22 protein-coding genes are annotated in these 25,738 nt (G+C 49.5%); 17 read left to right on the plus strand and 5 right to left on the minus strand.

Annotated elements, in window-relative coordinates:
• Nucleotides 1–4 precede the first annotated feature (4 nt).
• On the minus strand, nucleotides 5–817 hold the full coding sequence (gene pgeF, locus ACO0K4_RS12225; RefSeq protein WP_422956902.1) for a peptidoglycan editing factor PgeF: 813 nt from the start codon (nucleotides 815–817) through the stop codon (nucleotides 5–7).
• Nucleotides 814–1,860, minus strand: coding sequence for an RluA family pseudouridine synthase (locus ACO0K4_RS12230; RefSeq protein ID WP_422956903.1), 1,047 nt, complete (start codon nucleotides 1,858–1,860; stop codon nucleotides 814–816). The genes pgeF and ACO0K4_RS12230 overlap by 4 nt, the downstream gene beginning before the upstream one ends.
• 43 nt (nucleotides 1,861–1,903) lie before the next feature.
• On the opposite strand from ACO0K4_RS12230, the gene ACO0K4_RS12235 reads away from it, so the two are divergent.
• Entirely contained in the window at nucleotides 1,904–2,701 is a 798-nt protein-coding gene (locus tag ACO0K4_RS12235; RefSeq protein WP_422956904.1) for an outer membrane protein assembly factor BamD, read from the plus strand.
• 101 nt (nucleotides 2,702–2,802) lie between these two features.
• On the opposite strand, the gene yaaA is transcribed toward ACO0K4_RS12235, so the two are convergent.
• A complete protein-coding gene (gene yaaA, locus ACO0K4_RS12240) occupies nucleotides 2,803–3,579 on the minus strand; it encodes a peroxide stress protein YaaA (protein WP_422956905.1) in 777 nt (258 codons plus the stop codon).
• A 27-nt stretch (nucleotides 3,580–3,606) separates the two neighbouring features.
• On the opposite strand from yaaA, the gene ACO0K4_RS12245 reads away from it, so the two are divergent.
• The 16 genes from ACO0K4_RS12245 to ACO0K4_RS12320 all read left to right on the plus strand — a co-directional run bounded on the left by ACO0K4_RS12245 (nucleotide 3,607) and on the right by ACO0K4_RS12320 (nucleotide 19,148).
• The gene (locus ACO0K4_RS12245; protein WP_422956906.1) at nucleotides 3,607–4,062 is read left to right on the plus strand and encodes a putative toxin-antitoxin system toxin component, PIN family; all 456 of its coding nucleotides are present in this window, start codon (nucleotides 3,607–3,609) and stop codon (nucleotides 4,060–4,062) included.
• A 222-nt stretch (nucleotides 4,063–4,284) separates the two neighbouring features.
• Nucleotides 4,285–5,037 carry a protein phosphatase CheZ gene (locus tag ACO0K4_RS12250; RefSeq protein ID WP_422956907.1) on the plus strand — a complete coding sequence of 251 codons (753 nt, stop codon included), beginning with the start codon at nucleotides 4,285–4,287 and terminating at the stop codon, nucleotides 5,035–5,037.
• A complete protein-coding gene (locus ACO0K4_RS12255) occupies nucleotides 5,037–6,854 on the plus strand; it encodes a chemotaxis protein CheA (RefSeq protein ID WP_422956908.1) in 1,818 nt (605 codons plus the stop codon). Before ACO0K4_RS12250 ends, ACO0K4_RS12255 begins: the two co-directional genes overlap by 1 nt.
• Before the next feature lie 360 nt (nucleotides 6,855–7,214).
• Complete coding sequence (locus ACO0K4_RS12260) at nucleotides 7,215–8,744, plus strand: protein adenylyltransferase SelO (protein ID WP_422956909.1); 1,530 nt, start codon at nucleotides 7,215–7,217, stop codon at nucleotides 8,742–8,744.
• A gap of 13 nt (nucleotides 8,745–8,757) precedes the next feature.
• Nucleotides 8,758–9,153: a peptide-methionine (R)-S-oxide reductase MsrB gene (gene msrB, locus ACO0K4_RS12265; RefSeq protein ID WP_422956910.1), complete on the plus strand. Its 396-nt coding sequence runs from the start codon at nucleotides 8,758–8,760 to the stop codon at nucleotides 9,151–9,153.
• A gap of 35 nt (nucleotides 9,154–9,188) precedes the next feature.
• Complete coding sequence (locus ACO0K4_RS12270) at nucleotides 9,189–9,806, plus strand: septation protein A (RefSeq protein WP_422956911.1); 618 nt, start codon at nucleotides 9,189–9,191, stop codon at nucleotides 9,804–9,806.
• Nucleotides 9,803–10,078, plus strand: coding sequence for a BolA family protein (locus ACO0K4_RS12275; protein WP_422956912.1), 276 nt, complete (start codon nucleotides 9,803–9,805; stop codon nucleotides 10,076–10,078). Before ACO0K4_RS12270 ends, ACO0K4_RS12275 begins: the two co-directional genes overlap by 4 nt.
• Before the next feature lie 41 nt (nucleotides 10,079–10,119).
• Entirely contained in the window at nucleotides 10,120–10,893 is a 774-nt protein-coding gene (locus ACO0K4_RS12280; RefSeq protein WP_422956913.1) for a peptidylprolyl isomerase, read from the plus strand.
• A 433-nt stretch (nucleotides 10,894–11,326) separates the two neighbouring features.
• Nucleotides 11,327–12,586: an acyl-CoA dehydrogenase family protein gene (locus tag ACO0K4_RS12285; protein WP_422956914.1), complete on the plus strand. Its 1,260-nt coding sequence runs from the start codon at nucleotides 11,327–11,329 to the stop codon at nucleotides 12,584–12,586.
• Nucleotides 12,587–12,602: 16 nt separating this feature from the next.
• Nucleotides 12,603–13,400 carry a methionine ABC transporter ATP-binding protein gene (locus ACO0K4_RS12290; protein WP_422956915.1) on the plus strand — a complete coding sequence of 266 codons (798 nt, stop codon included), beginning with the start codon at nucleotides 12,603–12,605 and terminating at the stop codon, nucleotides 13,398–13,400.
• A complete protein-coding gene (locus ACO0K4_RS12295) occupies nucleotides 13,393–14,055 on the plus strand; it encodes a methionine ABC transporter permease (protein ID WP_422956916.1) in 663 nt (220 codons plus the stop codon). The genes ACO0K4_RS12290 and ACO0K4_RS12295 overlap by 8 nt, the downstream gene beginning before the upstream one ends.
• A 105-nt stretch (nucleotides 14,056–14,160) precedes the next feature.
• Nucleotides 14,161–14,988 carry a MetQ/NlpA family ABC transporter substrate-binding protein gene (locus ACO0K4_RS12300; RefSeq protein ID WP_422956917.1) on the plus strand — a complete coding sequence of 276 codons (828 nt, stop codon included), beginning with the start codon at nucleotides 14,161–14,163 and terminating at the stop codon, nucleotides 14,986–14,988.
• Nucleotides 14,989–14,996: 8 nt separating this feature from the next.
• Nucleotides 14,997–16,382, plus strand: coding sequence for an LLM class flavin-dependent oxidoreductase (locus tag ACO0K4_RS12305; protein ID WP_422956918.1), 1,386 nt, complete (start codon nucleotides 14,997–14,999; stop codon nucleotides 16,380–16,382).
• Nucleotides 16,383–16,449: 67 nt separating this feature from the next.
• On the plus strand, nucleotides 16,450–17,493 hold the full coding sequence (locus ACO0K4_RS12310) for an aliphatic sulfonate ABC transporter substrate-binding protein (RefSeq protein ID WP_422956919.1): 1,044 nt from the start codon (nucleotides 16,450–16,452) through the stop codon (nucleotides 17,491–17,493).
• A gap of 69 nt (nucleotides 17,494–17,562) precedes the next feature.
• Nucleotides 17,563–18,417: an ABC transporter permease gene (locus ACO0K4_RS12315; RefSeq protein ID WP_422956920.1), complete on the plus strand. Its 855-nt coding sequence runs from the start codon at nucleotides 17,563–17,565 to the stop codon at nucleotides 18,415–18,417.
• Entirely contained in the window at nucleotides 18,414–19,148 is a 735-nt protein-coding gene (locus ACO0K4_RS12320) for an ABC transporter ATP-binding protein (RefSeq protein WP_422956921.1), read from the plus strand. The genes ACO0K4_RS12315 and ACO0K4_RS12320 overlap by 4 nt, the downstream gene beginning before the upstream one ends.
• Nucleotides 19,149–19,409: 261 nt before the next feature.
• Here the strand turns inward: ACO0K4_RS12320 and purL are convergent, their stop codons facing one another.
• Both purL and ACO0K4_RS12330 read right to left on the minus strand, forming a co-directional pair.
• Nucleotides 19,410–23,405: a phosphoribosylformylglycinamidine synthase gene (purL, locus tag ACO0K4_RS12325; RefSeq protein WP_422956922.1), complete on the minus strand. Its 3,996-nt coding sequence runs from the start codon at nucleotides 23,403–23,405 to the stop codon at nucleotides 19,410–19,412.
• A gap of 383 nt (nucleotides 23,406–23,788) precedes the next feature.
• Nucleotides 23,789–25,492 (minus strand): glycosyltransferase family 39 protein, encoded by a 1,704-nt coding sequence (locus tag ACO0K4_RS12330; protein ID WP_422956923.1) that lies wholly within the window; start codon nucleotides 25,490–25,492, stop codon nucleotides 23,789–23,791.
• Between the last annotated feature and the right edge of the window lie 246 nt (nucleotides 25,493–25,738).

Genomic DNA, 25,738 nt, shown 5'->3' on the forward strand with positions numbered 1-25,738 from the left:
CAATTTACGGCACAATCCAGATCAGGCTCGCCATACGGCCAGTAACACCGTCACGCCGGTACGAATAGAATTGTCCTTTTTCGGTGACTGTACAACGGTCTCCGCCATAGACCTGATTCACACCGGCCTTCGCTAAAACATAACGTGCAAGTCCGTAGATATCTGCCAGATATTTTCCTTCTTCTGTTTTTTGTTTAAAAAACTTTTCCGACGTACGCGCTCGTAACTGAAACGCATCAACTACATCCTGCCCTACTTCGAACTCATCAGGGCCGATCGCCGGCCCCATCCAGGCAATAATGTTGTCTGCACCGGCATCACGCATTTTGCTTACCGTATTTTGCAACACGCCACCTGCCAGCCCACGCCAACCGGCATGTGCGGCAGCCACCACCTTACCTTTATCGTCAGAAAACAAAACTGGCAAACAATCTGCAGTCAATACAGCACAAACCATATTTGGCGCAGTCGTGATTACGGCATCCCCATTATCACCAGCACACAATGTCGCTGCATCCAAGACAATTGTGCCATGCACTTGTGATAGGAATGTGACATCATCGGGCAAAAATCGGTTTAGCATGTGCCGATTCCGAGAGACAGATTCCGGTGAGTCGCCAACATGATCACCGAGATTATTGCCACCGCCGCCCTGGCCATCATCATAAGGAGCCTTGCTAAAACCGCCTATCCGCGTTGTACAAAATCCCTGCACATGCAAAGGTACGCCTTCCCAATCCGGATGAATGACGGGAAGACTCATCAAGTCATTTACGGATTGATCGATGGATTGACCTGCTTGATCTGAAAAACTCATGATGCCCGTATCGACGTAATCCCCGCTTGCAATAGCAACTCAGAGAAATCATCCGCCAGATTCACCTCCCACTCCACGTGCTCGTGAGTCTCAGGATGAATCAAGCCCAATTTACGCGCCTGTAAAGCCTGACGAGGGAAAAAGCGTGCCAGATGCTGCTTGCCATATAAAGTGTCGCCGACCAATGGAAAGCCCAGAGAATGCAGGTGAACACGAATCTGGTGCGTACGCCCGGTTTCCAGTTGACAGGCAACCAGACTCACCGGAAAACGCTCCAGCATACCAGCGGCGATTCTTTGATAATGGGTAACCGCAGGCTTAGCCAGCATGCTCTCTGAAACCGCCATCTTGATTCTGTCTTTTGGATGCCTGGCCATTGCTGCATCAACTGTGCCTGAGGGTTTAGGTGTACCCCATACCAACGCATAGTATTCGCGGCTAACCGTTCTGGCCTGTAATTGCCTGACTAGTTCTGTCTGTGCGATCAATGTCTTAGCCACGACCATTAATCCAGAGGTATCTTTATCCAGCCGATGCACGATACCCGCACGCGGCACCCCTGCCAGCGCAGGAAAACGATGCAATAAGCCATTTAACAACGTACCGGACCAGTTACCCGCAGCAGGGTGAACAACTAAACCGGCTGGTTTATTCAGTACAAGCAAGGAATTATCTTCATAAATAATATCCAGATGCATCGCTTCCGGCTTATACTCCCCCTCATCCGGCGCCGCTTGTGGCTGGATGATGATATCCTCGTCGCCGAGCACGGTAGTCTTACCTCGTACAATCTGACCATCCATGCTCACAAAACCCGCCTCTATCCATTGCTGAATCCGGCTTCTTGAGTATTGCGGAACCAGTTTAGACAAAGTCTTGTCCAACCGCTCGCCACAATCCGCGGGACTTAGTTTCAAGGCGATTGTTTCGATTTGGGACGATAAATCGTCAGTTTCTTCACCATCTTCAAGCTCGACAAAGCCTCCTTCAAGTTGGGTATCGGAGAAAATCGTTGCTTCAGTTGGTATCACATTAATTGCCATCGGCTATAATCCGTAAATTGTTTTCATGCACACGCAAAAATCTATGCAAATTAAATCTATAAAATTGTTTGGCCTCATCCTCGCTATGTCACTGGCAGGTTGCGGAGTATTCGGTGAAAAGACAGATGAAACCAAAACATGGAATGCTGCAAAATTATACGCTGAAGCAAAAGATGAATTGAATAATGGTGGCTACGAAAAGGCTGTTCAGTATTTTGAACGTCTTGAATCACGTTTTCCTTTCGGTACTTATGCCCAGCAAGCGCAGATGGAAATTGCCTACGCTTACTACAAACAAGGTGATCAGGCGCAAGCGCTGGCCGCAGTTGAACGCTTTATCAAACTACATCCTAATCACGAAAGCGTTGATTACATGTACTACCTGCGCGGCCTGATCAATTTTAACGATCAGCTCGGCATCATGAATTTCCTGGCAAATCAGGACATTACCGAACGCGATCCAAAAGCATCGCGCGACTCATTTGATGCTTTTAAGCAATTAGCAGTACAATTCCCTGATAGCAAATATACGCCAGATGCGATTGCCCGCATGAAGTATCTGGTGAATGCTCTAGCACAATATGATGTGCACGTTGGCAATTATTATCTGCGTCGTGGCGCTTATCTCGCTGCTGCCAACCGGGCACAGTCCGCCATTACCGAGTACCCGGATGCACCGGCAACGGAAGAAGCGATGTCAATTCTGGTCCGCTCTTACGATGCAATGGGCATGACAGAGTTGCGTGACGATGCTAATCGTGTGTTTGTTAAAAACTTCCCGAACAGCTCTTATCTGAACGGCAAAGGCAACAAAAAAACTGCCTGGTGGAAACTCTGGTAAACCGTTTTGATTAGCAACAGATTAGCTGATCTAAAACCAGTTGAAGTTAAAAGCCTCTGATACAGAGGCTTTTTTTACACCACGACAAGACAACGACACATTTAAGCCGCTAACCTGCGACGAAAAATCCAGCGCTGCTGATCTGACTCTTCCGGATAATAAGCGTACCCCTCAAGATCAAATTCTTTTAATTTCTCGGGATTGTTGATTTTATGCAGTGCGCAATAGCGCGCCATCAGGCCACGGGCGCGTTTCGCGTAAAAAGAAATGATTTTGTATTGACCGTTTTTATGGTCTTTAAAAATCGGCGTGATCACAGATCCGGGCAATAACTTCGGTTTCACTACTTTGAAATATTCTTCAGAAGCCAGATTGACCAGTATTTTATTTTTTTGCTGCGCCAATAATTGACTCAAAATCTCTGTGACTTTATCTCCCCAAAATGAGTACAAGGTATTTCCCTGAGCCGTTTGCAAGCGGGTTCCCATTTCCAGACGATATGCCTGCATCAGGTCGTAAGGCCGTAATACACCATATAAGCCCGACAAAATTCGCACATGATCTTGCAGATAATTAGACTGTGCTACTGTCAGCAAAGGCGCTTGCAGACCCTCATATACATCACCATTAAATGCCAGCACTGCCTGTTTGACCTTGTCATTCTTTGGTGTACGCGACCAAGTGTGAAACCGTTCCACATTCAATTCGGCAAGACTGGGAGAAATATCCATCAGCGCCGATAACTGATCTGCCTTCAAGGTTTTTGCAACCTTGATCAACTTGGCTGCGTCGTCCATTAGTTCGGGATGGCTCGCTATTTTTGTTTTTGCAGGTGTTTCGTAATTTAGACTCTTCGCAGGCGATAATACAATTAGCATAATAATTTCGAGAAAGATGATAGCCCCATGATACCTAAGCGTGTGGTACTTGACACCAATGTATGCCTGGATTTATTTGTATTTCGTGATCAGCGCTGGATTCTGCTCATGAACGGACTTAATGATGGAAGTATTCAAGCCATCACTCGTGATGACTGCCGGCAAGAATGGCTGGCCGTTCTTAACTATCCTCATTTGCCGGTTCAAATGGACCTAAAAGAAAATATCATTCAAGAATTTGATCGCCTGATCGACTTGCAAACGCCATCAGAACAGCTGACCACCAAGCTACCTGTCTGCAGCGACAAGGATGACCAGAAATTTCTGGAGATTGCAAGAGATACAAAGGTCGACGTACTCGTCACAAAAGATAAAGCACTTTTAAAACTCGCGCGAAAAACCCGTCAACTTGGCCTGTATGAAATCGAGACTCCCGAAAAATTTACACTCAGGCTCACTCAATTAGCGCAAGGAGTGTTGTAACTGGCGTGACAACTCTGCATCAACTGACAAAGTCTTAAATTAATAGATGACAAATTTTGTTTCTCGGGGTTATTCTAAGAATATGCAAGTCCTGTTACCATGAAGTGAAATTACAGGATCACAAGTACGAGACAATCTAGTAAGATTAATCTGTATGAAATACCATGATGTTTGTGGGCAAATTCACAAAATTATCACAGCGATTATGGAGAATAGAGAACTATGACCGATTCAGCAGATGATTTGGACGCATTATTCGAAGAGATGGCCAATCAGCGTGTCGAGGCAGCGGTTCCGCCCGCAGTAGTTGTCACTGAGCCAGTTGCCCCGCCACAAGAAATACCGCCACCGGCCAAATTAAATTTACATAACAGTTCAGAAGGCGACTCCAACAGACCCATGTTTGATCGTTTAGGCGGACTTGTCCGCATGATGCACGATTCGATGCGGGAACTTGGCTACGACCGTTCATTATCAGACGTTGCCTCACAAATTTCAGATGCACAAGGACGACTTGAATACGTCGCCTCTCTGACCGAACAAGCAGCTAACAAAGTACTAAATGCGACCGATGCTGGCATGCCAGAGCAAGATGCCTTAGCAAAAAGTGCAAAGGATCTGGACAGCCGCTGGAGTAACGTATTTGCCGGCACGATGAGTGTCGACGATTTCAAAACACTCGCAACAGATTCAAAACAATTCACGCACACCGTGGTCGCCTCCACAGACGCAGAAAAAGCTCGTCTGCTAGATATCATGATGGCACAGGATTTCCAGGATCTGACTGGCCAGCTCATCAAAAAAGTGCTGATTATTACCCAGGCAGTTGAACGGGAACTCGCACAAATTCTCATTGACAATGCACCTACCGAATTGAAAGAAAAAGCCATCGAATTGATGGAGGGTCCTTCCGTTCCAAATGCTGCACTAGAACAGGACGACGTAGACAACCTACTTGATAGTCTGGGCTTCTAATGGATGACATGCTGAAAGAATTTGTTGTCGAAGCCTTGGACTTGGCGACAAACGTAGAAGAGCATCTGCTGACGCTGGAGCGGAATCCGGGCGACATGAACACCTTGAACGCGGTGTTCCGGTCGTTCCATACGATCAAGGGTGGCGCCGGATTTATGAACCTGACTGCCATGGTCTCGGCATGCCATTTAACAGAAAACCTGTTCGATGCGCTCAGGACCGGCCAGGCACCGGTAACACCGATTGCAATTGAGGCCGCACTAGAAGCCAGCGGGTTTGTGGCGGATCAGTTAACGGCCCTGTCCAACGGCACGCATCCGGATCAGCTATCTACCATGCCCAAATCACTGGAACAGGTATTGACCGATGCCATTGAGGGCAAGATCACCTCCCGAAAAAAATCTAATGCTGCGCCAGCCGCACCAGAAAAAGTAGCCGAAGTTGCGCAGACAGCAGTCGCAAGCAAAGAGCCAGGTAGTGACGGCGTCAACTGGGAGGCGTATTTCCGCGCAATCACACCGCCGGGCACTCTACCAGAGCCGATAGTAGCGGAACCGACCAAGATCAGTGAGGAACACGAGGCGGTCAAAACCTCACTCGCTACAGCAGAAACAGTCAAACAAAACGCTCCTGCCAAAGAAGAGAGTATCCGTATTGATGCAGTGAAGCTGGATGTTCTACTGGAGGTCGCGGGCGAATCTGTGCAAGCGGCAAATCAAGCTGCCGTTTTACTAGAAAAATTATCCCAATTCAAATTTGACGGCCAGGCAGCGCCACTGATGTCGGCACTCACAGAAACGCTGACCCGCGCCTCACGTTACTCCACCGAATTGCAGCGCGCCACACTGGCCACCCGCATGCAACCGGTGGGACGACTATTCCAAAAATTTCCGCGCCTGATTCGTGAACTCGCACGTGACCTTGGTAAAGATGTCGATCTGAATATTTCCGGTGCAGAAACGGAAGTGGATCGTGTCGTCGTTGATAGTCTTTACGATCCTTTAGTTCACATGCTGCGTAATGCGCTTGATCACGGTATAGAAACGGCCGAAGAGCGTACAGCAACGAAGAAATCACCGCGCGCCACGATCTCCCTGAAAGCCTGGCAAGAAGCAAGCAGCGTCATGATTGAAGTGACCGATGACGGCAAGGGCATGGACGCACAGCGCCTGCGCGACAAGGCTATTTCCAAAGGCCTGATCAATGCACATGATGCACGGACTGATGACGAAGCCTTCCAGCTTGTCTTCCTGCCGGGCTTCTCTACCAAGGAAGTTGCCTCCAGCGTGTCCGGTCGTGGCGTCGGCATGGATGTGGTCAAAACGGCCGTAGAACGTCATCGCGGCGCCATCCGTATTTCGTCGAATCTCGGTACAGGTACCACGTTCCTGATTCGTTTGCCTATTGAGCTGTCGATCGTACCTACGATGCTGGTACGCACCGACGGCGCGTCCCTGGCATTACCAATGGCGACAGTGCAGCGGGTCGTTGAGTTGCCAGAGACCTTTGAAAGTGTTGGCGGCCATCCGGTGTTACGCGATTTGGGAAGACCATTACCGGTGCGCTCCTTGGGGCAAATTCTGGGCTATGAAAAGAGTTCAGAACGGGTGGGGATTGTTATTGCTGCACCCAGTCCTTATATCCTGTCAGTCGATTCTGTTGACGGCACTGCTGATCTTGTGATCAAACCACTGACCTGCATTTCTACGCCCGGCATTACTGGCACCGCCCGCTCTGCCGAAGGCGAACTGGTTCTGGTAACCAGTCTGTCCTTCTTACTTGATGGCTGCAAAGTTACAGAAAGACTCAGCGCGTAAGTTCTGGCACTTTCTTCAACTGCTACAACTGCTACAACTGCTACAACCTCTACCACTAGTATCACAATGATCCTGACTCTTGTGCTGATGAAAATCACAAGAGTCAGAAATCATCCTCTTATAGCGTCAAATCCCCACAAAAAATATACTCCCCCATATAATTAGTAAAATATGCCTTACCCCGCATACTTGATGAGGGCATTGAAAATATACTCCAATGGAGTATATATAAACACATACTGTTACCGGCTTACATTCCAGGCAAAAGGGTACCAATCTGTGCGAATTTAACGAAGTTCGTCTTAGTCTGTCAAAATGGCAGCACTTTTCATGTATCCGCCCACACACGGCGATTTAGCAATGTCCGATCACACTAATATGACCGCAACAAAGTCCGCAATAGAACTGACTGAGGTCAGCCTTACCAATCAATTCGCCCGGCTACCGGCTGCTTTTTTCACTGAATTACAACCAACCCCACTACCTGAACCTTATCTGGTCGGCACAAGCACGAAAGTAGCGGACATGATTGGCTTGTCGTCTACCGTGTTTGACGACGGACTATTCACAGAACTGTTCACTGGCAATCAAATAATCGACGGCAGCAAACCCTTGTCCGCCGTGTATTCGGGACATCAGTTTGGTGTCTGGGCTGGTCAGCTAGGTGACGGACGAGCGATCTTGCTGGGGGATATTGCGGCAAAAAATATAGCCGATTCGGCAAACGGCAGGATAGAAATTCAACTCAAAGGCGCGGGTATGACGCCCTACTCCCGCATGGGCGACGGCCGCGCTGTCTTACGTTCATCCATTCGAGAATTTTTATGCTCAGAAGCCATGGCTGGCCTAGGCATACCGACTTCCCGCGCGTTGAGTGTCACAGGTTCCGATCAGTATGTGATGCGCGAAACGCCTGAAACAGCGGCGGTCGTTACCCGCCTGGCGCCCAGCTTTATTCGCTTCGGATCGTTCGAGCACTGGTACTACAATAATCAGCCGGAGCATCTGCAAACACTGGCAGATTTGGTACTCAACAATTACTACCCCGCACTACTCAAACAAGACAATCCATACCAAGCGCTATTGCAAGAAGTCACACAGCGCACGGCAAAACTCATGGCGCAATGGCAGGCTGTTGGCTTCATGCATGGAGTAATGAATACGGACAATATGTCGATACTGGGCTTGACACTTGACTACGGCCCGTTCGGCTTTATGGAAGCATTTAATGCGAATCACATTTGCAACCACACCGATACGCAGGGTCGCTACTCCTACCGCATGCAACCGAAAATCGGCCACTGGAATTGCCATGCGCTGGCGCAGGCACTTTTGCCATTAATCGGCACCGTGGACGACACACAAGCGGCTCTATCCGCCTATCAGCCAGCGTATCAAGAAGCACTAGATCACTTACTGCACCTGAAGTTTGGCCTAACTCCTCTCCCTGGGCACACCAGTGCTGACGGCAAGCTATTCGATCAGTTTTTCGATCTGATGCAGGAAAACGGCGCTGATTTCACGCATAGTTTCCGGCATCTCAGCTACATCAACATCGACAAATCCGCTGTGGATGAGCAACTCCGGGATGGTTTCCTTGACCGTTCGGCTCTGGATCTGTGGCTGGAACAATATCGCCAGCGTTTACAGGAAGAACAAAGTGACGACCAGACTCGTCAACATGCCATGCAAAAGGTCAATCCTAAATATATACTGCGCAATTACCTCGCTCAGATTGCGATTGAAAAAGCGCAAAAAAAAGACTACTCCGAAGTCGCGACCTTATTACAGATTTTAGAAAACCCCTTTGATGAACAAGCCGGGCATGATGACTATGCCGCCCTTCCACCCGACTGGGCGCGCGAATTAGAAGTCAGTTGCTCATCCTAATAAAGGAAACACCATGTCAAAAGTCACCAAAACCGATAAAGAATGGCGCTCCATGCTCACCGGCATGGAATATGAAGTTACCCGCCACGCAGCGACAGAACGGGCGTTCACCGGCAAATTCTGGGATCACCACGAAGCAGGCATTTATACCTGCGTGTGCTGTAACACGCCTTTATTCGAATCCGATGCCAAATTTGATTCCGGCTGTGGCTGGCCAAGTTATTTCAAAGCACTCAATCCCGCCAACGTGCTGGAAAAAGTGGATCGCACACACGGCATGACGCGCACCGAGATATTGTGTAATATCTGCGACGCCCATCTAGGTCATGTGTTTCCCGACGGCCCGCCGCCAACAGGATTGCGTTATTGCATCAATTCCGCGTCTCTGCGATTTGAGCCTAAAGCATAATCAGGTTCGTTAAATCCTTGTTTTGAAAAGTTGCTATGAAATTTTTGTTTGATATTTTTCCGGTACTCCTGTTCTTCATTAGCTTCAAGCTCGGAGAGCGTAATCCGGAGATCGCACAGAGCCTGGTAGATCAATATCTGTCCGGATTCATCTCCGGAGGCAAACCGGTAGCAGATCTGGCACCCATATTAATGGCCACGGCGATCGCCATCATCGGCTCCGCCCTGCAATTTAGCTACCTTGTCATCCGCCGTATCAAAATTGATGCATTGCTATGGATCTCTTTCATCGTCATCGTTGGCTTCGGCAGTGCAACGATCTATTTTCATAGCGAAACTTTTATTAAATGGAAGCCGACTGTCATTTACTGGTGCTATGCCATTGCGTTTTTACTGGGGCAATTTTTATTTAAAACCAATTTACTTAAAGCAACAATGGGAACGCAAATTACGCTACCCGAGGATGTCTGGTTTAAATTGAGCCTCGCATGGATCGCATATTTCAGCTTGATGGGCATCCTCAATTTATATGTTGCCTTCTCTTACCCGACGACGACCTGGGTCAATTTCAAACTTTATTCCGTTGGCGCCTTACCGGTATTTATTGTCGTTCAAAGCCTGTTTTTGGCAAAATACATGGAAGAGCCGACATGAGCGACCGCCTGAACCGTATTGAGGCTAGGTTACAAGAAACTTTGCAGCCCCTCAGCTGTCAGTTACAAGACGACTCTGCCGCGCACCACGGCCATGCGGGTGCGGCCTCCGGTGCCGGTCATTTCAGTGTAAAAATAGTTTGTTACCAATTTGAGGGGCTAAATCGTATATCTCGACATCGACTAGTGTATGATGCCGTTGGCGATATGATGCACACGGAAATTCATGCACTTGTAATTGTTGCGCTGGCTCCGTCAGAGATACCGACCTAACCACTTTGTTTTTACTTACTTTGTTATTTTAGGAACAGATAATGACCTTTAAACCTGCTCATTTGCTGGTAGTACTTCTCGCAACTGCCTTGCCTGCAATGGCTCAAAATCTCGCCGTAGTTAACGGTAAAGCTATCCCGTCCAGCCGCGTTGACGCTATGGTCAAACAATTGGCAGAACAAGGCCAAAAAGATTCTCCAGAACTGCGCGCGATGGTAAAACAAGAATTGATCAACCGCGAAGTCCTGCTGCAAGAAGCGGACAAAGCTGCCGTAGCGGCAAACCCGGATGTCAAAACACAACTGGAAGTAGCGCGCCAATCGATACTGATCCGTGCACTGATGATCGATTTCGTTAAAAAGAATCCGGTTACTGATGCTGACATCAAAGCTGAATACGACAAAGCAAAATCCCAGGCTGGCGACAAGGAATATCACGCCTACCATATCCTGGTGGAAAAAGAAGACGAAGCAAAAGCAATCATCCTGAAATTGAAAGCTGGCGCGAAATTTGATGAACTGGCAAAACAATCCAAAGACCCTGGCTCAGCAGCCAAAGGTGGCGATCTGGATTGGGCGTCACCAGCAAGCTACGTAGCGCCATTCTCACAAGCTCTGGTCGCATTGCAAAAAGGTCAGTTCACTGAAACACCTGTCAAAACAGAATTCGGCTTCCACATCATCAAGCTTGACGATGTACGTACTTCTAAATTCCCATCGATGGAAGAAGTAAAACCACAGATCGTGAACAACCTGCAACAGCAAAAAGTTCAGACTTATCAACAGTCACTGTTGAAAAAAGCAAAAATCCAATAATCCAATAATCGACGCTGATGAGTTGACTCCAACTACTCGACGCCAATTAACGGTTTGTTTCAATAAAAAAGACGCTGCGGCGTCTTTTTTATTTTGCCGCTGCCATTCAGAGGAATGATTAAAAATTTTAAAAAATATAAATAAAATCTATGTTCGAACTGTTTATCAGAGGCGATTGACGCTCCAGTTTTATCGATCAATTTTGTCGTTCAAGATAGCTGTTCAAGCCTTGTAGTATCAGCCATTCTCAAAATATACCCCCTTCGCGCCCATCTCCTCGTGCCTATCACAGCACTTCCTGCGCTCAAAAGTTATATGCAAACTTATTTTTCTTCATAGGAAAAATACGCATAAACACATCTAAATATCTTCGTGTACGGAATAAAAACGCAATGTAATACTCGCTTCACATTCGTTTTTTTCAGGTCTGACCATGACTCAAGTACTCAATCGATTGCCACACCCGGCGCAATCTTCAACACCAGCTTTTGCATCGTTCTCTACACTGGCATCAGCGGATTTACATGCAAGATCGGATGAAGCCATCGTCATCGCCCGGCATCTGGCAGAACGACTCGCCACGACCGCAGCAGAACGCGATCAGATCGGCGGGCATGCCGCTAAAGAGCGCGAATGGATCAGAGAATCCGGCCTGCTAACTCTCTCAATCCCCAAGGAATTTGGTGGCCAGGGTGCCGACTGGTCGACGGTATATCAAGTGATTCGCATCCTTGCCAAAGCCGACAGCGCACTCGCACATATTTTTGGCTTCCATCATTTGCAGCTCGCCGGCATTCAGCTCTATGGCAACGCACAGCAACAACGCCGCCTCCTCACCGCATCGGCAGAACAAGAATTTTTTTGGGGGAATGCACTCAATCCACTAGACAAGCGCACCATCGCGTCCCCTGCCAAAGGTGGCTACATTCTCAATGGAGTAAAAAGCTTCTCCTCGGGATCAGTCGGTTCAGACTGGCTCACGATCTCAGCCTGGGATGAGACGACACAAAGCGCGCTCGTCGCGGCCATCCCGACAAACCAGCCGGGTATTACCGTGCAGGCAGACTGGGATGCCTTTGGGCAGAAACAAACCGACAGCGGCAATGTTCATTTCGCTCACGTGTTTTTGCCAGACGAATGGGTACTACAACGCCCTGCACAAACCCCGACACCACAGGCAACGCTACGATCACAAATCGCACAATTAGTCATGGTGAATCTCTACCTTGGTATCGGTCTGGGCGCATTCGATGCTGCGCGCAACTACACCAACGATCAGGCAAAAGCCTGGTTTGCCTCAGGCGTCAATGCCTCGGCGGAGGATCCGTTTATTCAACATCGTTATGGTCAGCTATGGATGCTGCTGCGTCCGGCAATTGCGCTAGCGGATCAGGCCGCAACGACTCTCGATCAGGTGTTCGATAAAGGCGTATTAGTCACAGCCAATGATCGGGGAGAGCTCGCGATAGCTATCGCAGAAGCCAAATATCTTGCGCATCAGGCTGGTATTGAAGTCAGTTCGCAAATGTTTGAACTAACTGGGGCGCGCTCCACCTCATCCCGGTACGGCTACGACCGCTTCTGGCGTAATGCGCGCGTGCATACCCTGCATGATCCTATCGACTACAAATTGCGTGATCTTGGTCGCTATGTGCTCGATGGACGACTGCCTGAACCAACGCCATATTCTTAAGAGAACGAATATAGACATGAGCAAACCCATCATACAAATACGATCCGCAACGAAGACATATGCATTGCCGGGCGGCGAAACTTTTCATGCGCTACAAAACGTCAACCTAGACATTGCAGAAGGCGATATTTTTGGTCTGATAGGTAAAAGCGGCGCAGGCAAATCTACCTTGCTGCGTCTGATCAATTTATTAGAGCGCCCCGATGAGGGCAGCATCACGGTTGCGCAAAGAGAGTTGACTGCGTTGAATAAAAAACAGTTACGTGAGGCACGTCAGAACATCGGCATGATCTTCCAGCAATTCAATTTACTACAAAACGCAACCGTCTTCGAGAACGTCGCTTTCCCATTAAAAATCCATGGCCTATTGAATAAAAAAGAGATTGCTGATCGCGTCACAGATTGCCTGAAAATTGTTGGACTCAGTAATAAAACCAGCAGCTATCCGGCGCAATTATCCGGCGGGCAAAAGCAGCGCGTCGCGATTGCCCGTGCCTTAGCCAGTCGTCCGCATGTTTTACTCTGCGATGAGCCTACCTCGGCACTGGATGCAGAAACCACGCGCGAGGTGCTAGAAACACTACGCGAAATCAATCAAGAACTTGGAGTCACCATTGTGATCGTCAGTCACGAACTGTCTGTGCTCAGCACTATCTGCAATAAAGCTGCCGTCATCGAAGACGGCAAAGTCGCCGAAGTCTTTGCCCTCGCTGATACCAGTCTGGTGCGCAAAACGGCTCTGGGCAGAGAGCTTGCGTATTACGGCAACGAAGAAAATCACGCAGAACATTGGAAAGATCTTGCCCATGTTTGAGAATCTGATGTCGCTGTTGCCTGAACTTGGCACTGCTATCGCACAGACGCTTACCATGCTGGCGATAGGATTATCGGCCGCCATATTGATCGGCGGTCCATTAGGTATTGTTCTTTTTTTAGTGGCAGATGGGCAGTCATTGCAACACCGTCCCATCTCACTCGTGCTGAGCTGGCTGGTGAATACCGTGCGCTCGTTTCCCTTCATTATCTTGCTGGTCGCACTGGTACCCTTTACACGCTGGATTGTTGGCACATCGATCGGGCCACTCGCTGCCGCAGTCCCTCTCTCTTTCGCCGCTATCCCCTACTTCGCCCGTCTGGTAGAGCAAAGCTGCAAAGAAATTCCACGTGGCGTCATCGAAGCCGCACATGCGATGGGCGCGAGCGAATTGCAAATCGTGTTCCGTGTATTACTGGTCGAGGCACGATCTGGCCTGATGCTGGCACTGACCGTATTAGCCATCAGCTTCTTGTCCTACTCCGCCGTCGCTGGCGTTGTGGGTGGCGGTGGCATCGGAGATCTGGCGATTCGTTATGGCTATTACCGCTTCCAGACAGACATCATGTTCTTCACCGTTGCCGTTCTGATTTTACTGGTCCAGCTTATTCAGTTCACCGGCAACCATGTCGCAAAACGTTTGGATAAGCGTTAAAAAACTCCTTAATTTGCATCAATGATTGGTCACTCGTTTGCTACTCACTGACCAGCCATTGGCGCACTCCATCTCAAGACACCATCATTTTTACAAGGAAATTTTATGTTACACCGTCGCCTCATTTTTAGTCTCATTACTGCACTCTCACTGACAGCCGCGACCATCAGTCTCGCCAAAGATCCCAAAGAACTGGTGATCGGCACCAGCGCCGGCCCTTATGCGGATCAGGTCAAACTCGGGATTAAACCTATTCTCGAAAAACAGGGCTATAAAGTCAAAGTTGTTGAATTCAATGACTATATTCAACCGAATTTCGCGCTGGCAGAAGGCTCGCTCGATGCGAATGCATTTCAACACATCATTTACCTCACAAAGTTTGCAAATGAAAATAAACTCGCGTTAAGCGAACTCATCAAGGTGCCGACTGCGCCTATCGCGATTTACAGTAAAAAACACAGCTCCTTAACCGAGGTCAAAGAAGGTAGCACGGTTGCGCTGCCTAACGATCCGACCAATCAAGCCCGTGCGCTGGTTTTGCTGGATCAGTTAGGCTGGATCAAGCTGAAAGCGAATATTGATCCGATTCGCGCATCCGAAAAAGACGTCGCAGACAATATTAAAAAAATTAAACTCGTCCCGCTAGAGGCTGCGCAATTGCCGCGCTCACTCCAGGATACGGATTACTCCTTTGTGAATGGCAATTTCGCGCTGGCCTCAGGTCTGAAATTGAACGACGCTCTGGCACGCGAAAAAATTTCGACCAATTACCAAAATCTGGTGGCAATACGAACTGAAGATAAAACCAAGCCTTGGGTCAAAGATCTCGAAGCAGCCTATCGTTCACGCGAATTTTTAGCGGTGACCAATAAGCACTTTGCCGGTTTTGCTAAACCAGATTATCAACAAGCGCTCGAAGTCGCTGCGAAATAATCATCATCATGAGCAAACTCATCCGCTTTAATGCGTTCCAGATGAATACGGTCGGGCATCAGTCGCCAGGCTTGTGGCGTCACCCGCGCGATCACAGCGATCAATACACGAGTGCCGAACACTGGACGGAACTGGCACGATTGCTGGAATACGGCTTATTCGATGCCGTGTTTCTGGCCGATGTGCTAGGCGTCTACGATGTTTATGAGGGCAATGCAGACGCCGCCCTGCGCCATGCGGTTCAAGTGCCGCTCAACGATCCTCTTGCATTGGTCCCCTTAATGGCAAACGTGACCAGACATCTGGGCTTTGGCGTGACTTGCGCCCTTACGTATGAACATCCCTATACGTTTGCCCGTCGCATCTCGACGCTTGATCATTTGACCAAGGGGCGCATAGGCTGGAATATCGTGACCGGCTATCTCGATAGTGCGGCACGCAATCTGGGCTTGCAGCAGCAACTCAGTCATGACGAACGCTATGACCTTGCCGATGAATATCTGGATGTACTGTACAAACTTTGGGAAAAAAGTTGGGGCAAGCAGGCCGTCGTCAAAGATAAAGTACGCGGCATCTATACCGACCCTGCCCATGTGCATCCTATCAGGCATGAAGGCCGCTATTTCAAAGTGCCTGGCATCCATTTATCAGAACCCTCACCACAAAGAACGCCACTATTATTTCAAGCAGGTACATCGGCACGCGGCACGGCATTTGCCGCACGTCATGCGGAATGTACGTTTGTCAGCGGACCAAGCAAAAAAATCGTCAAACGCTACGTTGATGACATCCGCGCTGCGGTTGTCAACGCAGGTCGTCAGCCAGAACAGATTTTGATTTATGCGCAAGCGCTGATCATCACGGCAGACACCACAAAACAAGCGCAGGAAAAATATCAGGACTATCTGCGCTATCTCGATATTGATGCCTCGCTCACCTTGCTATCCGGATGGACGGGCGTGGATTTTTCTGCGTTTCCGCTGGATGCGACGATCGATTACATCGAGTCAGAAGCCGGTCGCAGCGCACTGGCCTCGTTCAGTGCAGCAGATCCGGACAAACAATGGACAGTCAGGGAAGCGGCAAGTTTCATCGCTCTGGGCGGCCGCGGGCCGGTATTTGTGGGTTGTCCCGCAGAGATCGCAGATCAGCTCGAGAGCTGGGTGGACGACACCGGGATAGATGGCTTCAACCTTGCTTTTGCGATCGCACATGAAACCATGCGTGACGTTGTCAATCTCGTGGTGCCCGAGCTACAGCAACGCGGGCGCTATAAAACGCAGTACAGCACGGGCACTCTGCGACAGCAATTGTTTGGACAAGGAGATTACCTGCCGTCCAATCATGCGGGGCAGCAAGTCGAGATCATTACACCACTGGCTACCGCTGCCTGACTCACCTCTTTTTAAACACTACTTACGCTGTAATTTTTACGCTGTACTTCCGTATAAAAGGATCACGATGAAACGCCGACATTTTTTAGAAATCGCCTCCGCAGGCGCCGCAATCGCCGCACTGCCAACGCTGGCAACAGCAGCTTCAGTTTCAGCCTCAGCTTCAGCTTCGTCATCATTGCAATCTTCACCGCAGACATCGCCATCGTCACTCAAGGAATTGCGCCTGGATTATGCGTATTATTCACCCACCAGTTTAGTCTTGCGTCGCTTCGGCTGGCTGGAGGACGAATTTAAGCCGGATGGCACTAGCATTAAATGGGTGCTCAGTGCCGGCAGCAATCGTGCGCTGGAATATCTGAATGCAAACAGTATTGATATCGGCTCCAGCGCTGGACTCGCTGCCTTGCTGTCAAAAGCAAATGGTAATCCCATCAAAACACCTTATATTTTTTCTCGCCCTGAGTGGACGGCTTTGGTCTTTCGTAAAGATTCGCCGATTCGCAGCATTGCTGACTTAAAAGGTAAAAAGGTTGCGGCCACCAAAGGAACCGATCCCTATTTGTTCCTGTTAAGGGCGCTAAAAACCGCTGGCTTAAAACGAAGCGACATTGAGCACGTCAGCTTACAACATGCCGACGGCCGTATCGCGCTGGAGCAAGGCAAAGTCGATGCCTGGGCAGGACTGGATCCTCACATGGCAGCAAGTGAGCTCGAAGCGAACTCAAAATTAATCTACCGCAATGTCGCGTTCAACACCTATGGTTTTTTAAATGTCAGAGAAGAGTTTTTAAACAATCACGCGTCTGTGCTGACTCGTGTCATCCGGTCATATGAGCGGGCACGCGCCTGGATACGCAGCAACCCTAGCGACGCTGCAAAAATTCTGTCGGAGGAAGCCAAGGTCAGCTTACCAGTAGCCTTATTGCAAATTAAGTTGCGCAGTGATTTCAGTCAGCCTTTACCCGGCACCGAGCACCTGCAGGCGCTGCAAGTCGCGGCGCCGATATTGCTCGATGAAGGTTTAGTCAAACCGGGTACTGATCTGACAAAAGCCATTACCGATTTGATTGATGGTCGTTTTGCCCAACAAGTAATCATACGTGCCTGACAATCCGTAGTTGAAAACCTACAGCCGAAATAAGTATGTCACCGCACGCACTCTGCACACTCAACGATCATGAACTCGCCCAGCATTGCTATTCAGTCCGAAATTCAGCCCGAAAAACTGGACGCACTCACCCGCCCGGTTAAAGCAGCGAGGAGCATTCCACGCGCCGTCATAGGTATGCTGTTGCCGCTGGCCTTGATCGTGTTTGCCGAGACCGGGGTACGTACCGGGCTGATCCCCGCACACCAGTTACCCGCGCCTTCAGAGATTGTCAAAACCTTGTCTTTTCTCGGTGAACATGACTTGTTGAGTCATATCGCGATTAGCAGTGCACGAGTCGCTGCGGGCTTTATCTTTGGCGCGAGTCTGGCAATGATGGTCGGCGTGCTGGTCGCGCTGAGTCAACGGCTGGACGCTCTGCTGGATCCGAGTTTTCAGGCATTGCGCGCGATCCCTTCGCTGGCCTGGGTGCCACTGCTGCTGTTATGGCTAGGTATTGATGAGCCGCCCAAACTGGTTTTGATTGCCATCGGTACCTTCTTTCCCGTGTACATGGGAGTGGTATCGGGTATTCGTGGCGTCGATCGTCGATTGGTTGAAGTTGGCAGCCTCTATCGGCTCACGTCGTTTGCTTTGGCGCGACGGATTCTTCTTCCAGCAGCTTTACCGGCAATCATTACTGGCCTGCGGAATGGCTTGAGTCTGGCGTGGATGTTTATGGTCGCAGCAGAACTGATCGCTGCTAGTCAGGGATTGGGCTATTTATTAACCGACGGGCGCGAGACCAGCCGCGCCGATATTGTGATGGCTGCGATTGTCTTGTTAGCGGTGTTGGGCAAAGTCAGTGACTGGGGCATGGAATTACTAGAGCGACGCCTGCTGGCCTGGCGCGACACCTTTACATCAGAAAGTCAGATCATATGAATACGTTCTTGAGCATACAGATTGATGAAAAGCGATATGGCGAACATCAGGTATTGCAGCATCTGCGACTCGACGTGAGGCAAGGCGAGATTGTCAGCCTGATCGGTGCCAGTGGGTGCGGCAAGAGCACGCTGCTTGCCATCATCGCGGGCCTCGACCCTGACTATCAGGGCAAAATTCAGCTTGCTGGCAAGGACATCACAGGTACTAGCAAGGAGATTGGTTTCATATTTCAGGAACCACGGTTATTTCCGTGGCTAAGTGTTGCTGAGAATATCGCCTTTGATTTAACGCAGTCTGGCGACCATGAGATAGCAGTTCAGCAATTGCTAGAGGAAGTTGGTCTCGACAGCTATGGCAAGGCTCTACCAAAACAATTATCAGGCGGACAGGCGCAACGGGTCGCCATTGCCCGCGGTCTGTTCAGCCGCCCTCGCCTGTTGTTACTGGATGAACCATTTTCCGCGGTTGATGCATTCACGAGAATGAAGCTACAGGACTTGCTGATAAGGATCGCGAAGGAACACGCGTTAACCGTCGTGATGGTCACGCACGATATTGATGAGGCTCTCTATCTGAGTGACAGAGTCGTGCTGCTCGACCATAGCGCCGGACCGGTGCAGGCAGCATTTGCACTGCCCTTGCCATTGCCGCGCAATCGGGCACAGGCGACGCTATCACCGGTGAAAGCAGAAATCCTGGAATATCTGCATGCGGCACATGCGTTTTAGACGTCAATGATATTGATGATTCGGGCGAATGCGCAGGAGAAACTATATACTCCCACTAAGTATATTTTTAACCACTATATAAATAATGCGGGAATCGACATATTTTCACTAAAAATAGGGGGAGTATATGTGGGTAACAAAGCGCATGATTGCTGAAGTTCCATAAAAAATGCCACAGATATCTGTGGCATTTTTCATTCAACGTAGAGATCATGAAGCAGTGAATGCGCTCAATAAATCATCTCAAAAACAATATCCCAATCAGGCAACCCACTGACGTGCATTACGGAACATACGCATCCACGGCGAATCCTCACCCCAGCCCTCCGGGTGCCATGAGTGCAGTACAGAGCGGAATACACGCTCTGCATGCGGCATCATGACAGTGAAGCGGCCATCGGCATTGGTGACTGACGTAATACCTTGTGGCGAACCGTTCGGATTGTACGGATAGGCTTCGGTGGCAACGCCAGCATTGTTCACGAAGCGCATGGCAATTTGGGCTGCATTGATATCGCCAGTAATAGAGAAATCAGCAAACCCTTCGCCATGGGCAACTGCGATCGGCGTTTGCGTGCCGGCCATTCCCTGGAAGAAAATCGATGCCGACTCTTGTACTTCAACCATGGCAAAACGGCCTTCAAATTGTTCCGACTTATTCTTGGTGAATTTCGGCCAGGCTTGAGCGCCCGGAATAATCGATTTCAGATTACTCATCATCTGGCAGCCATTACAGATACCCAACCCGAACGTATCTGTACGATGGAAGAAGTCGGAGAACTGTTCAGCCATCATCGCATTGAACAGTATCGTTTTTGCCCATCCCTCGCCAGCACCGAGCACATCGCCGTACGAGAAGCCACCGACTGCAATCAAACCTTTAAAATCGGCCAGACGGGCACGGCCGGCGATCAGATCGCTCATATGCACGTCGACCGCAGTGAAGCCGGATTTATGCATGACATAGGCGGTCTCAATATGCGAATTCACACCTTGCTCACGCAAGATCGCGACCTTAGGACGTACACCGGTATTGATGAAAGGTGCGGCGACATCTTGCTGCGGATCAAAGCTGAGTGCAGGTGTCATGCCCGGATCGTTCAGGTCAAGAATGCGCGCATATTCCGCGTCAGCACAAGCTGGATTGTCGCGCAGACGAGCGATTTGCCAGCTGGTTTTACTCCATAACTGATGTAAGACTGTCCGTGGCTGGCTATAGATTTGTTTAGCATCACGGGTGAATTCAATCACATTGCTGGTATTCACCTTACCGATGATGTGGCTGCAAGCGCCGAGATTATGCGCGCGCAATACATCCATGACCGCAGTGCGCTGCTCAGTACGAACCTGAATCACGGCGCCCAATTCTTCGCTAAATAAAGCACGCAAAGTCAGGTCATTACGACGTTCAGCGACCTGTCCGGCCCAGTTCTTCGCATCGCCCCAATCTGCCGCCTCATCCATCGTCAGGATGTCGAGATTGATCGACAAACCTGTACGGCCAGCGAATGCCATTTCACATAGGGTTGCATACAAACCGCCATCGGAACGGTCGTGATACGCCAGCAAATGATCTTCACGGTTCAGTTGCTGAATCGCCGCGAAGAAGGCTTTCAAATCATCGGCACTATCCACATCCGGCGTCTGATCGCCGAGTTTTTGCATGACTTGAGCAAAGCAGGATGCACCCAGACGATTTTTGCCGCGTCCCAGATCGATCAGGATCAGGCTGGTGTCGCCGGCATCCAGACGCAATTGGGGCGTCAGGGACTTGCGTACATCAAATACCGGTGCAAACGCAGAAATGATCAGTGACACCGGTGACGTGACGGATTTAGATTCGCCCTCGTCTTTCCAGGTGGTGCGCATGGACAAAGAGTCTTTGCCGACAGGAATACTGATGCCGAGCGCGGGGCAAAGCTCCATGCCGATGGCCTTGACTGTATCAAAGAGCGCGGCGTCCTGACCAGGCTGACCACAGGCGGCCATCCAGTTAGCGGACAGCTTAATATCAGAAATATCGTTGATCGGTGCTGCAGCGATATTTGTAATTGATTCACCAATCGCCATACGACCAGATGCTGCCGCATTGATCACGGCTAACGGTGTACGCTCGCCCATGGACATGGCTTCACCGAGGTAACCTTCAAGACTCATGGTCGTCACGGCGCAATCAGCGACTGGCACTTGCCAAGGGCCGACCATCTGGTCACGTACCGATGTCGCACCCACAGTACGGTCACCGATGGTGATCAGGAAGGATTTATCAGCAACCGTAGGCAAGCTCAGAATACGTTGCGCGACCTCTAGCAAGTCCATGCCAGTCAGATCGATTGCAGGGAAAGTGTGCGTGACATGCGTTACATCACGATGCATCTTAGGCGGCTTGCCCAAGAGCACGTTCATTGGCATATCAACCGGCGTATTACCCTGTTCAGGGTCGATTACCTTGAGCTGACGCTCTTCAGTTGCTGTACCGACGACCGCAAACGGACAACGCTCGCGCTCGCAAAAATACTGGAACAAAGCCAGGCTATCCGGTGCGATCCCGAGTACATAACGCTCTTGCGATTCGTTACTCCAGATCTCTTTCGGCGCCATGCCGCTTTCTTCAAGGTGTATTTTACGCAAATCAAAGATCGCGCCGCGCTTGGCGTCATTGGTGATCTCCGGGAAGGCATTGGACAAACCACCGGCACCAACGTCATGAATCGATAAAATCGGATTGTCGTCGCCCAACTGCCAGCAGGAATTTATCACCTCTTGAGCACGACGTTCCATCTCAGGATTGCCACGCTGAACAGAGTCAAAATCCAGATCAGCGGTGTTGGTGCCCGTCGCCATCGATGATGCAGCGCTGCCACCCATACCGATACGCATACCCGGACCACCTAGCTGTATCAACAAACTGCCAACCGGCAGATCGTCTTTTTTGGTGTGCTTATCGGAGATATTGCCGATGCCGCCGGCGATCATGATGGGCTTGTGATAGCCGTACACAGTACCGCCCACATTTTGTTCAAAGGTACGGAAATAACCACCCAGATTTGGACGACCGAATTCATTATTGAATGCGGCACCACCTAAAGGACCGTCAATCATGATTTGCAATGCTGAGGCGATACGATCGGGTTTGCCATAAGCTTGTGCAGAAGAGTGACTGGCAATCGTGTCGCTGGCGTTTTCCCATGGCTGCACGGCACCTGGCAACATCAGGTTGGATACCGTAAAGCCAGTCAGTCCGGCTTTCGGTTTGGCACCACGGCCCGTCGCACCTTCATCACGGATCTCACCGCCAGCACCTGTCGATGCGCCGGGGAACGGAGAAATCGCAGTCGGATGATTATGCGTCTCTACCTTCATCAAGGTATGAGTGAGCTCTGTTGTGGAGGTATATTCATTCCCGTTCGCAGCACCGTTAGGATAGAAGCGAGTAACGGTTGCTCCCTCCATGATTGACGAATTATCGCTGTAGGCAACAATGGTGCCCTTCGGTTGTAACAAGTGCGTATTCTTGATCATGCCGAACAGAGAAATGTCCTGTGAGACGCCATCAATTGTCCAGTCCGCATTAAAGATTTTATGACGGCAGTGTTCGCTATTGGCTTGCGCAAACATCATTAATTCAACGTCAGTCGGGTTGCGACCCGCAGCAATAAAGGCGTCAACCAGATAATCAATCTCATCATCGGACAAGGCGAGACCTAATTCACTGTTTGCTTCTAGCAGAGCTTGTTTACCACCACCGAGAACGTCAACAGATGCCAGAGGTTTCGCCTCGAGTTCGGAGAATAATGCGCTGGCTTCCTGCACATCTGCCAGCACCATTTCTGTCATGCGGTCATGAAGTAAAGCAGCAACTGCCTGACGTGATTCCTCGGCTAATTTTTTTGCGCCGCCGAGCAAACCGGATTTAACTTGCACCGTGTAGCGAATGCCGCGTTCAATCCGCTTAATATGCTGCATGCCGCAATTATGTGCGATGTCAGTTGCCTTGCTGGCCCATGGAGAGATCGTACCGAAGCGCGGGATAACAACGAAACTATCGCCCTCTTCCTTGCCAGCAAAGACGTCGCCGTAAGTCAGCATTGCATTGAGCCGGGCAGCATCCTCATCCGACAAACTGTGTGCTGCATCAACAAAATGGGTAAAGCGACCGCTAATACCAACAATATGCGGGTCAGCGGCTTGCAATTTGGATAATAGACCTTGGGTACGGAAAGCAGACAAGGCATTAGAGCCTGGCAATATCAACATGGCGAGAGAGTAGTTGAAGCAACGCGCCTGGAGTTCAGAAATGACAGCGGCGACATCACAGGTTGGAACGGAAAGCGAGATTATACCTTGATGCCCGCGCACACTCCAGCCAGAAGCGGGCTTCGCTGGCAATCTAAAGCAAAAACAGCTGATAAAAAAAAACCAGAGAAGATTTAAGAGAAATATACCCCCAAACCAATCCGCAAGCGGAATGAGGCTGCTGGCATGAAATGTCTTTAAAAGCCGCGCCCAGCCTGCGGCTTCACTTTGATGGGTGATCAAAAACTATCGTTTTAATAAACCCTGAAGAAAAAAGACGATTTCCTTAACAACAGCGATCAGACTTAATCTGGCTAAGGGGGGATCGATCGGCGCACAGCAAATTAATTGACAAAAATACTCGCGTTCGCAAATTGCCTGCTTAGCCTCATGGACAGTGCATAACTTTTTGTCTTAAAAAGCGGAATGTCGCGATTCATCACAACGATGGCAACGGGTTGTGCAGCAACCAGGGCATCAAACTCCGAAGCGCTAAGTACGATATTGTTATTGTGTAGCTTATTTCCCCAAAACAAATCATTACTGCGACTCTCAACCACATACACAGGTTTTTTCAAATAAAAAGTCAGAGACGACTGATCTTCAAACACCTGAAATAACAGGATTTTTTGCGTCGCATGTTCTTGCTTCAATACATCAGCAATCGGCCGGGTCGAGCTCCATTCCGTCGAGACATGCAACACATTCAACAGGATAAACAAGGTCACTACCGGCAACGGCAGATAAGTCAGTACGCCAATTTTTGGCTTACGCCAGGATAACAGCGTCGCCATCAAAGCCAGTGCCGTCAGACACCATAGCGCATAACAGAGGAACAACTGCGCACCTAAACCCAATATCTGCAAACTCTGCAATTTCTCCTGCGGATGAGTAGAGACAAGCCAGGCCAACAAAGCAAACAACATTGACAAAACCAGGCCCGCGAACGTCCGCCCCCACCTGCCACCATATTGTCTGTCCTCAAGCCAAATCGCCAGTTGAAAACTAGCAAGTGGCATGACGGCAACCAGATAATAATTAGCCTTGGCACTAGAGCTGGAAAAAAATAATACGGGCATGATCCAGGCAAAACTCAGGAACCATTGCAAAGGCCAGGATACCCTGTTGATTCGTTTAGCAAAAAAAGCGCCTAGCAATAAGAATGACCAAGGAAACAGATAAATCACCATTCTTGGCAAGTAATACCACCAGGCTCCCGCGTAATAATCATGCGGCTCACGCTTGCCAAGAAACCGTAATACATGCTCATTAATGAAATAAAACCAGGCAAAAATCGGCTCAGTCAAACTGGCGACAATATGCCAGGGTAAGGCGATGAGCAAAAATATACTGATTGCTTTTTTATCCCAGAATTGCCACAAGCCACTCAAAAATTGCCTGATTGTTGATGACTGAGTCAGGACAAAACTCCCTGTTACCGCACAAAATAAAACTCCGGCAACAAAGCCTTTTGCCAACACAGCCAAAGCCAGAAATGCATACGAGTAGCAGAGTGCGCGCCGCTCTTTCAACACCACAAAAAAATACATCCACATCAGAGAGGCGGTCAGTAATGCCGTGAGCAACATGTCGAACATCAGGGTTCGCGACATGGCTGTTACGCCGAGGCCAGAGACAAACATGATCGCCGCCAGACGTGCCGTCTGCACGCGTTGCAAGCGTCCGCCGAACCAGAGTATCAAGCCCACACACAATAGAGAGGATAAGGCTGGAACTAGCCTGGCTACCGACTCGGACTCTCCGAATATGCCAAAAGATAAGGCCGTCAGCCAATACAGCAACGGCGGTTTTTCCATATACACCAGACCGTTCAGATGAGGAATAACCCATTGCCGCCAGTCGCCAGATTGCAGCATTTCTCGTGATATCTCGGCGTAAAGACCCTCGTTATTATCCAGAATGGCATAGCTACCTAAACCCGCACCGACAAAGATCAGCGCCACGATCCAGACCAACCATAGAGGGATGCACAAAACTGTAGCGTCTTGATCGGATTGCTGGGATGGTGTCGGTCGGGATTGCTGCATTCAGTTACGTGTCTAAGTGGCCTGTTGAAACGGCATATTGAATAAGTTACGTGTTTAAGTTTTGCGATTTAAAGGCTTAGCTTGATGCTCAGCCTGATAACCTGAGAAGTAAGGGCAACAGTGCGCTATACGCTCGACATTTAAAACACGGTGTGATGCGGTTAAATCAAATAAACTAGGTGATATATTGTAATCTCTCCAGCAAAGTTCTTATTTTCGCATGAAGCTCCCTAATTCCAAATCAAT

The sequence above is a fragment of the Undibacterium sp. RuTC16W genome, assembly GCF_049339445.1.
GTDB lineage: Bacteria > Pseudomonadota > Gammaproteobacteria > Burkholderiales > Burkholderiaceae_D > Undibacterium.

Excerpts from the sequence above, each read along its gene's own strand:
- ACO0K4_RS12270 (WP_422956911.1), top strand. The coding sequence starts at position 9,189 with ATGAAATTTTTGTTTGATATTTTTCCGGTACTCCTGTTCTTCATTAGC.
- ACO0K4_RS12305 (WP_422956918.1), top strand. The coding sequence starts at position 14,997 with ATGAGCAAACTCATCCGCTTTAATGCGTTCCAGATGAATACGGTCGGG.
- ACO0K4_RS12290 (WP_422956915.1), top strand. The coding sequence starts at position 12,603 with ATGAGCAAACCCATCATACAAATACGATCCGCAACGAAGACATATGCA.
- ACO0K4_RS12320 (WP_422956921.1), top strand. The coding sequence starts at position 18,414 with ATGAATACGTTCTTGAGCATACAGATTGATGAAAAGCGATATGGCGAA.
- purL (WP_422956922.1), bottom strand. The coding sequence starts at position 23,405 with ATGTTGATATTGCCAGGCTCTAATGCCTTGTCTGCTTTCCGTACCCAA.
- ACO0K4_RS12275 (WP_422956912.1), top strand. The coding sequence starts at position 9,803 with ATGAGCGACCGCCTGAACCGTATTGAGGCTAGGTTACAAGAAACTTTG.
- ACO0K4_RS12250 (WP_422956907.1), top strand. The coding sequence starts at position 4,285 with ATGACCGATTCAGCAGATGATTTGGACGCATTATTCGAAGAGATGGCC.
- ACO0K4_RS12230 (WP_422956903.1), bottom strand. The coding sequence starts at position 1,860 with ATGGCAATTAATGTGATACCAACTGAAGCAACGATTTTCTCCGATACC.
- ACO0K4_RS12235 (WP_422956904.1), top strand. The coding sequence starts at position 1,904 with ATGCAAATTAAATCTATAAAATTGTTTGGCCTCATCCTCGCTATGTCA.
- yaaA (WP_422956905.1), bottom strand. The coding sequence starts at position 3,579 with ATGCTAATTGTATTATCGCCTGCGAAGAGTCTAAATTACGAAACACCT.
- ACO0K4_RS12300 (WP_422956917.1), top strand. The coding sequence starts at position 14,161 with ATGTTACACCGTCGCCTCATTTTTAGTCTCATTACTGCACTCTCACTG.
- msrB (WP_422956910.1), top strand. The coding sequence starts at position 8,758 with ATGTCAAAAGTCACCAAAACCGATAAAGAATGGCGCTCCATGCTCACC.
- ACO0K4_RS12280 (WP_422956913.1), top strand. The coding sequence starts at position 10,120 with ATGACCTTTAAACCTGCTCATTTGCTGGTAGTACTTCTCGCAACTGCC.
- ACO0K4_RS12315 (WP_422956920.1), top strand. The coding sequence starts at position 17,563 with ATGAACTCGCCCAGCATTGCTATTCAGTCCGAAATTCAGCCCGAAAAA.
- ACO0K4_RS12255 (WP_422956908.1), top strand. The coding sequence starts at position 5,037 with ATGGATGACATGCTGAAAGAATTTGTTGTCGAAGCCTTGGACTTGGCG.
- ACO0K4_RS12310 (WP_422956919.1), top strand. The coding sequence starts at position 16,450 with ATGAAACGCCGACATTTTTTAGAAATCGCCTCCGCAGGCGCCGCAATC.
- ACO0K4_RS12295 (WP_422956916.1), top strand. The coding sequence starts at position 13,393 with ATGTTTGAGAATCTGATGTCGCTGTTGCCTGAACTTGGCACTGCTATC.
- ACO0K4_RS12285 (WP_422956914.1), top strand. The coding sequence starts at position 11,327 with ATGACTCAAGTACTCAATCGATTGCCACACCCGGCGCAATCTTCAACA.
- ACO0K4_RS12330 (WP_422956923.1), bottom strand. The coding sequence starts at position 25,492 with ATGCAGCAATCCCGACCGACACCATCCCAGCAATCCGATCAAGACGCT.
- ACO0K4_RS12260 (WP_422956909.1), top strand. The coding sequence starts at position 7,215 with ATGTCCGATCACACTAATATGACCGCAACAAAGTCCGCAATAGAACTG.
- ACO0K4_RS12245 (WP_422956906.1), top strand. The coding sequence starts at position 3,607 with ATGATACCTAAGCGTGTGGTACTTGACACCAATGTATGCCTGGATTTA.
- pgeF (WP_422956902.1), bottom strand. The coding sequence starts at position 817 with ATGAGTTTTTCAGATCAAGCAGGTCAATCCATCGATCAATCCGTAAAT.